Source organism: Enterobacter cloacae complex sp. 6730903, assembly GCF_048283985.1.
GTDB classification, from domain to species: domain Bacteria; phylum Pseudomonadota; class Gammaproteobacteria; order Enterobacterales; family Enterobacteriaceae; genus Enterobacter; species Enterobacter hormaechei_C.
This window is the reverse complement of the sequence record NZ_JBLVXX010000074.1, coordinates 1-11788: the sequence shown is the minus strand read 5'-3', so window position 1 is coordinate 11788 and position 11788 is coordinate 1. Positions and strand designations below refer to the sequence as shown.

The window sequence follows — 11788 nt, the reverse complement described above, 5'->3', positions numbered from 1 at the left end:
TTGTATCGCATTCATTTAAATACCCTCTTAATAGAGGGATTTCTCCCAAAGGGAGAAATCCCTATGGGAGAAAATAATTTTAATTAATAATTGTAGCGAAGCGCATGTTCTTTTTCACTAAGATGGTTTTCATATTCCGACTTACCAGAACTTAAACACTCTTTGAAAAAGACCTTTGAAAAATTCTTCAAGTCACTTCGGTTGTTAATTTCTTTGTCAGACATCAACTTAGCTGAGTGTGAGGTATCCACAGGCCCCAACCACCATTCATATTTAATATAAACACAATTGGTTTTTGTATGTCCATTTAGAAATCGTTTTGCATTTCTAAGTATTTTTCTACAACCGTTAAGGTCTGAAAGTAAGATATCTGGAGCAATGAGCTCTTCCAGAATATGACCAGGTAAGCCTTTCCTAAAAAGCTCAACATCGTAACTACAATACCAGTCACGATAATTAAAAGCTTTAATAAGTCTTTCAGGTGTATCCAAAGATATCTTATTCAGGATTTTTAATGCAAAGCATACAGCATCTTTTAACAACTCGTGCACCTCAACATTGATAAATGAGAAAAACGAGCTTAATTCTTTCTCTAAGGAATTATACAACTTACCGTAAATATCCTGAGAAAAAAGATACTGCAATCTTTCTTTATTATAAGTGCAATTCGAAATTGAATAGACTTCTCCTCTTTCGATTTTGCACCCTTCCCTTAAAACTATAGGAAACCTCAAATGGTTAACAATGAAAGAATGATTCTTTCTTTGCTTCAAAGCATCTAATTGAAATTTCGTAATTTCCTCCAGATTTGCATCTTCAAAACCTGGAAAGGGAATATCACAGAAACAAGAACTATATGCTTTTGCTGATTCATACATAAACTCCAGTGAAACATCAGCATCAAAAGACATACCAGAGAACATGCCCTGCCCATTGTCTAAAAATGTAATGTTTTTAACCTGTATTTTTTTATGTTGAACAACCAAAAAGGCATTAATGATTTTTTCGATAATTTTCATGTGATCCTCTCTCAATAAAAAAGGGATCACTCCCATATGGGGTGTGATCCCCACATGGGTATAATTTAATTAAAAATCTGTAAGACCTAAATCTTTATTTCTACCACAAACTGTAGAAGATATAAGACGTTTTACTCGCTTTCGAGCACTTCGGCCTGACGTATCTTTCAAGTACATCGGTAATGACAATGATGAGATTTGATTACTTCGCTTATGATGGCAGACTATATAGCCCTGCCTCCACCCCGAACGCACAAACTCACGGATGCGGTTAATATATGCCGAAGCTTGAGATTTTGTACTTATCGATTCAGAACACTTTAAGTTCTGTTCGATAGAGTAAAGCTCAGCCGCCATTAATTTCACCTCATACAGGTCATCCCCATAACTTATAGTTTTCAACAGCTCTTCCTTTTCCCGAATGAAAAATACTTGCTGCATTCCAAGGATCAGGTCATAGGCCTCTCGAAAGAGGTCGATAAGCTTATTACGAACATAAATCATAAACTCCTCAAAGTGCTGAAGCCAGAAATAAGCCGCATTACTTATTTGTGAATTGTGAGAACAAACAAGCCCTTTAGCAAGCTCGACCTCTTCCTCCCGAAAAGTAAAGTTACTTTTCTTAAACCGACTTTGTTCAAAAATGCTTTGATGCATTTCTATCCATACAGAAACAAAACCGAGGGATTCAAATTCTTCGTTTAACAAATGTAAACTTTCGAAGATTTTCTGAATTTCGATCCCGATGTCATATGACAGTGGACATTCTTTTATAGAATAAACATAACCGGGTAGGAAGTGAGATAAATGCTCAGTTCGCAAATATAAACTGAATTTAAGTTCTGTCAGTGGTTGTTTCAAAGATAATTTAGATGATTCGCTTATATTTACTGGTTCAACACCATTTCTAATCAAAATAGCTTTTACCAGGTCCGTAGCTAACTTCATACAGCCTCCAGTCGTTATTGAGGCCTCCCTGATGCAGGTTGGCCATCAGGGAAAATATGTAAATCAATTAGCAACCAATCAGACCGTTGCCATTACATTGTCAATGTATCTGACAAGGGATGGGCGGTCGTCCTGTAAGGCAAAACGGCGAAGGTCATCAAGATTATACGCAGGAAGATAATCAGCGTAACCTCGAATACGAAGGTCCTCAACCACAACTTTTATATACTCAAATCGTCCAAGATTTCCTTTTAATGGGGGTTTTCCTGGACTAGACAGCATATCGTCTGCTTGCTCCCATGTGATTTCTTTAGCTTCACCACTATGTAGATCAAGATGGACATATATGAATGACTTATAATCTCCACGGCAACGAAGATAATATTTCGGATAGAAATATTTGTCACAACGCAACAAACACGTTCCTGAAGGACGAACTACGTACAACAGGTTTCTGTCATTTTCTAATATGCCATGTTTCAAAATCGTTATATCTATCTCATTATCATGCAGCAAATAGCATGACGATGGTTCATTGACGATGCGCGATTTTATAACAGCAGCAAATTTATTAAAAACTTCGTTAGTTTGAAAATTCATTAAAATGCTCTCCGATGTAAAACGACGAGCATCACCATAACGGTAATACTCCCGTTATGGGTTTTAATAGTTTATGGAATAACCATGTCATACAACCGACCATAGCCAGTAGTACCGCACATTTATTTAACTGAGCAAGCATCTCAGCCGTGAAAAGACCTTAAAGGCAGGTAATTATCACGAAGGAAAGCGGTTATCTTATCAATACAATTTAAAAAATAATATTGATAAGATAACCCCCCCCGCAAAATGCGGGGGAGTTATCGTTGTTACAGCTGATTAAGACATTCAGGAGCCCAGTGAATCGGGAATCCATCCTGCCCTGTTAACTGGAGAACATCGTTCCAGTCGATACCCTTTTTCCCATCAGGAATATCTTGTGCTGGTTCGAAGACTTCAATTGTCAGCTTTGATGCGGGATATCGTTTAGCCAAAAACTCAACCATGCGGCTTTGAAGTCGCTGAGCAGCTTCGATACCGGCACGAGTGCCTTGTGAGTTAGCAATATCCTTATCCGCCCAGATATAAAAGTTTATATATTTTACATCCGGCGGAGGCAGTAAAAAATCAGGAACAGTAACGTTTTCAAGGCACCATGCGGAGCTGGCTGCCCAGCATGGTGTTGAAGTCGCTTCTACAACAGAAAGCGCATTCTCGATCCCTTCAGCCACTCCCAGTGTCCAGGTCGAACTACCTGAATCATAGTGAGGGTCAAACAACTGAATTGAGCCACCTGTCATATCGGCAGGAGGCTTCATCATCAGCTTTGGATTTTCTACAGGTGCCTTATCACCGTTTTTGTCTACGTATGTTCTATGGATAGTCAGAGGCCGACCTCGGGTGTCACGATAGATTGCAATCATTCCCGGATAGATAATCGATTTCTGCTTATCTTTATCCCAATAGTAGATCCGGTTATTAAAGCCTAAATCCTTTGGTAAGTGACTCAGTAAGCGGGAGATCCCACGATTACGGAGGTACAAAGCAACAGGAGTATTAGGCTTTATTTCACCGGTATAGTGATACATCACATCAAGTTTTCGCATTCGCTTTGCCACTTCCTCTCGGTCAAGAGTTTCTGTGGCACGAACTGCTGATTTATAGCGTCGTTCATTTTCAATGTCGGCGTCAGTTAACGGAGCATGCAGATCCATCCCGAAAAAATCTGAGAGAATCTTTTTGCAAGTCTGCGTTTTACTTAATTCATAATATTTCGCCAGAACATCAATTCCGTCGCAAAACTCATTTACCGGAAAGTCATTATGGATCGCACATCCGGTATAAAGGTCTTTTTGTCGGAAACGAAACTTCGATTTCCCTGCGCCAGTAAACGGGCAAGGAACCTGGCTCGGGGCTTTTGCACAAGCGTCTTTGAAAGCAGGTATTCTTTCGAATATATACTTCCAGCCAGACACTTCAGCAATTCGAGCATGAACGAGTTTAATAAAGTGTTCAGATACTTCCTGTGGTTTACGACGAAGAGCCGGGGATGCATAAGTCATGATGATCTCTCTTATCTGGCATTGTGAGTTTCTCAATGCCTTCTGCGGTGCAGAAGACAGGGAGAAACCCACAACGCAGAATTTAAGAAAGAGGGCCCGGGGGCCCTCAACATTTATGCTTCAGTCGTGAAGCCATTATTCTCAAGACGCTGTATGTAGTTATCTACAAGTAACGCAGCCTGCTGGCTATTACCCTCCGCTATAGTGACTTCGCGGAAGATTCTTTCCTGAGGGCTATCATTGCTTATAACTTCACCAACACGTCCGAAAATACGGACTTTATGCATCGCACCGACTTTTTCATGTTCTACACGGTAAGTTTTTATCTGAGTCATATTTTGCTCCTTATTCCTTCATGGAGCAAAAAGACCCACCGGGGCCTTTTTGCCCCGATTGGGTAGAGTTTATTAAGAAAGTATTTGATGAACTAGCTTACTGACTTCAATAGACAATAAAGAAGTATCATCAACTGTTACGAAAGTGTCCGTTTCAAAACCAATTATTTCATCAGTCTTAATACCAACACCAACGATTTCTATTCCATTACATTTAGCCTTTTCCATAACTTCGACGATAGTAAATTCCGATTTATTCGGATAACCATCAGTTATAAGAAAAATTATTTTCCTATCGAATTGGCTGTCAAGTAACAGATCAACAGCTGCCATTAAAGCAGATCCCGTAGGGGTATAATAACCCTTACATCCAAGAGTGAATTTCGATAGAGATTCCTCAACGCTTTGATCAAACGTTTTGATAATCTCAAATTCACTTTCCTTGAAGGGAAAAACTATATTGGAGACATGCATTTTTGACAAACTTTCAGCGGCCATCGATAAAGCAAGATCTGACTTAATGGCATGAATATATCTTTCATCATTAGCCATTGACGCTGAAATATCACGAACTAATACGAGGCCAACATGCCCTCTATTTTTAGATTCGCTTTGAGCTCTGAAGACATCACGAACTCCCATTTGTGACAGAATTAATCGATTTCCATCGAAGGTAATTCCACGCTCATGAGTTTTGTTTCGGCCACGCATTTTAACCTGCTGTAAAACAGACAAGTCGCTACCGATTGAATGACTCAGAGACAAAGCCTCATTGTAAACATTCAAATCGATAAGGAGATCAGGGATATCCCATTCAGAAGCACCGAATTCGGCTTTCACGTCATCGGATACTTTTGATGCAATACCTTCAATCTCTTTAGCCAAAGCATCGTGATAATCTTCGCTATCCTCATCACTGCTAAGAAAGGCATCCAACAAATCTGCCAGTATCTCCCATTGAGCCGATGAAAAGTTACTTTCATCTTCAACGTTAGTCGAACTGGCTTCATCTGATTCACTCTCGGAAGGGTTAATCGCATCAGTATCGTCTTCAATAATGTTATCACCCGTGGGATTGCCACCGGTGGGTTCATTATTTCCCTCGTTATCTTCAGCAAGTTCTGAAGGCTCAGAACATCCCTCTTGAGCAAGATCAGCGTTATCGGAAGTATCTGCCTGACCTTCACTATCGTCCTCAGAATCATCCTCACGACTATCAGTCGACGTAAGCGATTTATCTTCTGATTCGGTATCGGTATCGGTCTCGGATTCATCATATGCCTCCTGCTCCTCCTGCTCTGTCTGCTGCTGTTGTTCCTTTGCCTCATCCCGCAGTCTCTCTAAAAGAGCCAGGGTCTTACGAGCAAGGGATTCACAGCCCTGAGTATTTTCACAACCAAGAGCATCATGAAAAATTTCCTCAACATCAGAAATTACTGGAGAAAGTATCTTTTGGGCATAGTCAAAAAACGGATCGAGGGTTTCTTTGTGACCTACCTGCTGAAGGACTTTTACTCGCAATGAGTTAAGCAGATACCACTCAATAAATAGGACAGGATTTTCCGGACGAGAAGATATATCAGGAGTCATCCTTCCGGCTTTAACCATCAGTGCGTAAGTGGCTGCAAGCCGCCGCTTTGCATCCGGATAATCGTTACCAACCTTCTCTTCCATCTGTACATCATCGAACAGATTTATAAGCCCGGTAAGACGTTTTGCCCTGCTATAAGCTTTACGTTTCTCAGCGAGGCTCTCAAACTCTGCATTCATTCCGTCATCGAAGCGTGTAAACCCTTCAGATGACATGAGAACACTATTAAAGGCGTCACTGTAAACCTCACTGACGGTATAGCGACCATGACCAGCTTCATGACAGGTAAAACCTTCAATCAGACTGACAAAGTCATCATCGCTATAATCGCCGTTTGGTAAAACACAAACTTTATTGACAGGATCAAAATACGGTCCTTTGGTATTGTCGTCTATTACAACTCTTACATCGCCTAAGCCGCTAATGACTTTTGCTATATTCTGTAAACGCTTAATATGGCGCGGCGATGATTTAAGATCTAATTTCATAGAATACCTCTTTATAAAAAGGGGTACTCACCCAGATGGTGAAGTACCCATCTGGGGTTTTTAATAAAGCAAACAGTTACCAGCCTTTGAGCTCGATATCAAAACCATTTTCAGCATTGTCTTCCTGTTGCGAAACTGATTTCTCAGGTTCAGCTACAGAATCAGTGTTTGAAAACGTGCTGTTTTTTATATCGTTCTCTACGACAGGTTCAACCTGAAACACATTTGTTGAATCTAAAATAGCTTCAATACCTGTGTTCTGTAGCGCGTTCGGTTCTGTTTGTGAGCTTTGATTAAATGATCTGGTAATAGATTCCAACCAGTCAGTAACCTTTTGCTCTCCTGAAATAATACGCTTTAACATTGAAGCATCACTCATGAAATAAAACCACTGCTGTAACACCGCAACGTCGCGAGGTTCAGAAATGGCACCTTTAGGTAAATTATTCATTATGTGTTTTATAGCTTCTGCAAGTACTGCCGCCTCTTTATGTATAAACATGAAGCTAATGATCTTATTTTGCATTTGCTTCAGTCGGTCAATAGTACTTGAGCGCAAATTATTATTTTTACTAATTTTTTCATAAACCCTCATTGCTTCTTCTGCCAGATCTGTTATCAATTGTTCCTGATAGTAGTCCTGGGTTTCATCACCTTCAACGCTAATAGGCGTAAAAGGAATAAAGTGAGCAATATTAAATCTAAAGGATTTTATGAAATCATCTTTAGTTAATTTCAACTGATCAATCAAAGAAGACATTCTTGGGCTTCTATTTTTTTCAGCCTCAATATGCATCTCATAATTGTCTACAACGTTTTGAATACCTGCCTGAAACTCTCGTTCAATCTCTTGGGCCCCTTCCAGAAACTCTTCCATACTGGAAACTGGTAAAATCCACATATTGCTATAGCGGATGCACAAGCGTGAGCAAAGGGTTGATATTCTGCTGGTAATCGTACTTTTGAAGCTAAGGGCTTTTATGTCAATCCAACGTACTTCGCTTTTAGATACGCTTTTTTGATCCGTAATATCATCTCCATCATAAGACAAATCGATTTTATCGGTTCGACGCGATCCTTGACAGCCACTTATTTCAATTTTTGTTATAACTGCACCTTCCAGTAAATCTGGATATGATTTTGCAAAATTCTCAGAGATTTGTTTTGCAGATACTTTGTTAAGCATTGAAGTATTTAAAGTCATGGGTTTCTCCAAAAAAAAGGGGAAACCCTCCCCAACGGGAAAGATTTCCCGATAGGGTTGATATTAAAGCTTCTCTGGTGCAATTAAAAGAATACCGGGAAACTCAGCGGCAACATCATCATTGCCCATTGCTCCCTGATACATATAACCTTTTAATTCCATTTCTTTAATTAGACCTTCCATATTTATTTTACCATCATGATAAAACAATAAAGAATAGTCGTTATTCAGTTGCATAAGTCCAGTAAAATTAGTTCCGTTTTTTGCTATAGCAATGGTAGCAGCACCATCCGTACTTAAAAACGCACTAAATTCAAGATGGGATAACTCTGAGATACAAATATCAGAGGTTTCATAACAAATCCCATCTAACTCGACTTTTTTGCTGTGAAATACTCCAGCGATTTATCCTTGTCTTCGCCAAGAGAAAGATCTATAGCTTGAAGAACAAGATCGACCACATGTAAAGGTAAAGCAGAAGCAAAAGCTATTTTGAAAGTGTCAAGAAGACTAAAGGTTTTTAACGTCATCGACGTGCCAACCCAAGCTACTAATTGACGAATATCCATCACACTGTCTTCTGTACCAGAGTCATTTACTGCAATCGCTACTCTTACGAACTTCTCAATGACCTGAAAAGGCAAAGAGCTATATCGTTTAGTAAGCACATTGGTTAAAGCAACTTTGTCGGGCTTCTCCATTTCAACTATCAAGAACCGCTTTATAAAAGCTGCATCTTGACGTTGAGAAGAAACGAACCGGCGAGCGCCTCCACTCATGTTTGTGTTTGCAGTACCAATAAATCGCGTGTAGCCATTAGCAGTTATAACCTCACCACCATTAGCACTGAGTGACCAGGGCTTACGTTCAATGGGCATGTGAAGTTTTGCTGCCGTATCAGGATCGATTTTGTCCACTTCATCCAGAAGAATGAGGTGACCATTACGAAATCCCGTTACCAAATCGCTGTGTACAAAACCTGTATTACCACCATTAAGACTGCGCTCACCTTCAAGCTCATCAACTCGAATATTGCTGTTGATCTGCTTAATTGTCAGCGGCCAATTCATCATGTGGCTAATGTACATTACCATTTCAGTCTTGCCAGAACCGGACTCACCTTTAAGACACACACTTAAATCTATATCCGGACTGATAAGCAGTTTAACCACTTGTTCAAGTATTCGGGGATTTGGTATGTAGTCTTTGTTCAGCGGAGCTCGATACGAGGTTTTAGTTTTGAAAACAGGCACAGCCATCTTTGGATCCATTTCTGGAATACCAAAAAGGTCCTTTGCTAGAACTAAAAGATACTCACCTTTATCCACATAATGTTTTAACTTTATAACATCCGGGGAAAGAAGAGCTTCTAATTTTTCATAAGCATCAGAAGATGTTTCATTTAACTTCATAGCGGCATTAGACATTTTTAACTCCGGTAAAATGCAAACACCGCCCTCTGGCAGATGTTTGCCAGTGGCATTTTATTTGAGATTCATTTGGCAAATAGTTGCCATCAGTTTCCTGATTTGAGGCACATTATAACCAAGATGATTTCCCACTATTTCAAAAGCTTCAGACATGATCCATTCAAAATGATTTTCGAATATTGGATTTATTTCTAACTTGCCAAAAGCGTTTCGTTTAGTTAACAGATCACATGAAACAAGCTCGTCAAACAACTCTAATGTGGATTTAAAAGCTTTTATGTAAACATCCATAATTTCCCTGTCAGTCCATTTAACAGCCAGTTTTTTTTCTGACATTAAATAATCCTGATCAAAGAAGATGTCCCAGCCCATATCGTCATTGCAATCATGCAAAATGATTTCATCATCATTCCTGCATTCAGCTAATTTCGTGTTTTCACTAATCGAACGATGCGAATGATAATAGAGCCATGATTTTAATTCCGCTCTAAATTCACATGCATCAAGTCCATGAGATAAACAAGTGTATTCAAATGATTTTGACATATACCACCGTGTTTCAGCTTCTAAAAGTGGATTCACTGTGATATTACCATTGTCATCTTTGAAGAATAACTTTCTCCTCAACACTAGTTCTTTAATGATTTCCAAAGACTCTTCCATAGCGGATAGAAAAACAACATACACATCCTCAGGGGTCCATTCTATTACCAGACCACCCAAATCTGGGTTATATTCTTCAACCGAATATAGATAATCTGTTTCTGCTGCAAAATTAATTGTATGCAAAATCTGATTTTTAAGTAATTTGGATTTTTCATAAAGGTGATTTTCACGCCTTTCAGAATCATAATTTATCTCAGAAATGTTACTTTCATCTGATTTAAAGTTTAATCCGGACGTGTATGCATCATTTAAATGCTCTTTGGGTGAATCAACTATTTGCGTTATTTCATCTTCATCTATATCGAATATAGAAAAAAAACTAAGTTGATTACTACTTATTGCAGTAGCCCTAAATTTTTGTTTCATGGGGACTCCAAAAGGAGAAATCCCATGAAGGGATTTCTCCCCTTTAGGGTGGGTTTAATGTCAGATCTGATTAAAGCTACTTTGTCCAAAACCTTTTAGAGGTTTAGGTATGTGAGCCAACTTACTTGTTGCTACCACTCTCATGTAGTCAAGAGGATGTTCTCTCCCTTCAATCATAATAGTATCGACAACAATATAACCGGAGACCATCAACTCATCACCCTGATTTATACCAGTGAAACAGGTTGAATACATTTCAGGCGACACCTTGATTTGAACTGAAAATTCTCTCTCAGTGATTTCACCATCAACTTCTGTCTTCATCCTATTTTTGAGCTTTATTAACAAACCTATACTCTGGTCAGTCATTTTTTTCTCCACAGCACTGATAACTATCCCGGACACTTTTACTTCATTGATATATTCAAGATATGACATTTTCCGCTCCTCGATTTGTTCAAAGAGAAGCCCCGTTAGGGTTCCCCCTTAACAGGATTAAATAAATTTATTAGTTACATACATGAACGTGCAGACTACCAAACAGGCAATTCCGGCAATATGTAACCAATTTCTTGTTGGTTTAGTTGGTGCAATCGCTAAAGAGTTCTCCAACTTCTCTGTTACAAGACGTCGATTCTCTGCTTTAGCCGCATCATCTAAATATTGAGTTTCACGCTTAGCGAGAGTCTCAATTTTCGATTTTATTGCATGGTCCCATCCTTTAGTTTCAAAAACGCTTAACTCACTAAAGGTGTGCGTCATGAGATCTTCTGGGAAACCCAGTTTTTTCATTAACGGACGAATGGTATCATACATTTTTTCTACATTTTCGTAGTGGGCCTTTACTGCGACATCAAAACGCTTACGTAAAGTTAATTTTTCACGTTTGCAAATGATGTCCGAAACCCAATTTATTAACTGCTCATTTTTGAGTTCACTGGCTTTTTCAAGTGAGTAATCCAGATTATCCACGTCAAGAAATGAATTTAATCCGTATTTTTCAAACTCCTCAACAAGATATTTATCCAGTTCAGTTAAGCTTTTAAAAAGTGGTACATCTGGGGAAGCTTTAAGAAGCTTATAAGCTCCTTCGAAATCAATTTTCTTGACCACGAGCTCCACAACATCCACATGATAATAGCTTGAATAAGCAGAAAGCTTTTCGGCCAACAAAGACACAGGCTTAAGAGACTTAAGTTCAATGATATTTGGGCCGTCCTCATTCAAAATAACAATCAGTTCATTATCACGTTCTGTATATTTCATCAGAACTTCTAAGAGCTGTTTGTTTAGCGCCTTATCCATCTCTGGAATAATTTCACTAAAGGTTTGATGAAGGGCTTTACTGCGAGCTTTATTTTTAGACATTTGGGGTCACCTATATATAGTAAGAAGGAAGAAACAAATTTTTGTTTCAACACGAAGGCAAAGCCTGTCATTCATCTCCCGTAAGCTATGAACCGCCTGATTTATACTATCTGGCATTAGAAGTACGCAACAAAAATAGCCCCAGGAGGAGCTAAATTAGTTACGGTTTGGTTGACCTGCCCCCACGATTAGATACAACGCTCAGTTAGTAACGTCGGAATCTTCATTCTCAGAATGACCCTTTCTCCAGCCCGCTGCAAATTCAGACGGT

12 protein-coding genes are annotated in these 11788 nt (G+C 39.1%); all 12 read right to left on the bottom strand.

The genetic code is table 11. The features are described from left to right. Positions 1–83 precede the first annotated feature (83 nt). Positions 84–1019 carry a hypothetical protein gene (locus tag ACNQ0W_RS23865; RefSeq protein ID WP_000691119.1) on the bottom strand — a complete coding sequence of 312 codons (936 nt, stop codon included), beginning with the start codon at positions 1017–1019 and terminating at the stop codon, positions 84–86. 69 nt (positions 1020–1088) lie between these two features. Beyond that, a complete protein-coding gene (locus tag ACNQ0W_RS23860) occupies positions 1089–1967 on the bottom strand; it encodes a hypothetical protein (protein ID WP_000762003.1) in 879 nt (292 codons plus the stop codon). Between the two features lie 78 nt (positions 1968–2045). Beyond that, on the bottom strand, positions 2046–2567 hold the full coding sequence (locus ACNQ0W_RS23855) for a hypothetical protein (protein WP_001011130.1): 522 nt from the start codon (positions 2565–2567) through the stop codon (positions 2046–2048). A 269-nt stretch (positions 2568–2836) separates the two neighbouring features. Continuing rightward, positions 2837–4069 (bottom strand): DUF7146 domain-containing protein, encoded by a 1233-nt coding sequence (locus tag ACNQ0W_RS23850; RefSeq protein WP_000220379.1) that lies wholly within the window; start codon positions 4067–4069, stop codon positions 2837–2839. A 113-nt stretch (positions 4070–4182) separates the two neighbouring features. After that, the gene (locus ACNQ0W_RS23845) at positions 4183–4404 is read right to left on the bottom strand and encodes a hypothetical protein (protein ID WP_000192120.1); all 222 of its coding nucleotides are present in this window, start codon (positions 4402–4404) and stop codon (positions 4183–4185) included. 72 nt (positions 4405–4476) lie between these two features. Further along, the gene (locus ACNQ0W_RS23840) at positions 4477–6483 is read right to left on the bottom strand and encodes a VWA domain-containing protein (protein ID WP_000762700.1); all 2007 of its coding nucleotides are present in this window, start codon (positions 6481–6483) and stop codon (positions 4477–4479) included. Positions 6484–6559: 76 nt separating this feature from the next. After that, a complete protein-coding gene (locus tag ACNQ0W_RS23835; protein WP_000174396.1) occupies positions 6560–7687 on the bottom strand; it encodes a DUF3150 domain-containing protein in 1128 nt (375 codons plus the stop codon). A 63-nt stretch (positions 7688–7750) separates the two neighbouring features. After that, positions 7751–7924 (bottom strand): hypothetical protein, encoded by a 174-nt coding sequence (locus ACNQ0W_RS23830; RefSeq protein WP_001176645.1) that lies wholly within the window; start codon positions 7922–7924, stop codon positions 7751–7753. 131 nt (positions 7925–8055) lie between these two features. After that, positions 8056–9114: an ATP-binding protein gene (locus tag ACNQ0W_RS23825; protein WP_000063335.1), complete on the bottom strand. Its 1059-nt coding sequence runs from the start codon at positions 9112–9114 to the stop codon at positions 8056–8058. Between the two features lie 57 nt (positions 9115–9171). Next, complete coding sequence (locus ACNQ0W_RS23820; RefSeq protein WP_000810361.1) at positions 9172–10149, bottom strand: hypothetical protein; 978 nt, start codon at positions 10147–10149, stop codon at positions 9172–9174. A 60-nt stretch (positions 10150–10209) separates the two neighbouring features. Further along, a complete protein-coding gene (locus ACNQ0W_RS23815) occupies positions 10210–10587 on the bottom strand; it encodes a hypothetical protein (protein WP_000120822.1) in 378 nt (125 codons plus the stop codon). A 57-nt stretch (positions 10588–10644) separates the two neighbouring features. Then, positions 10645–11517, bottom strand: coding sequence for a hypothetical protein (locus ACNQ0W_RS23810; protein ID WP_000041927.1), 873 nt, complete (start codon positions 11515–11517; stop codon positions 10645–10647). Between the last annotated feature and the right edge of the window lie 271 nt (positions 11518–11788).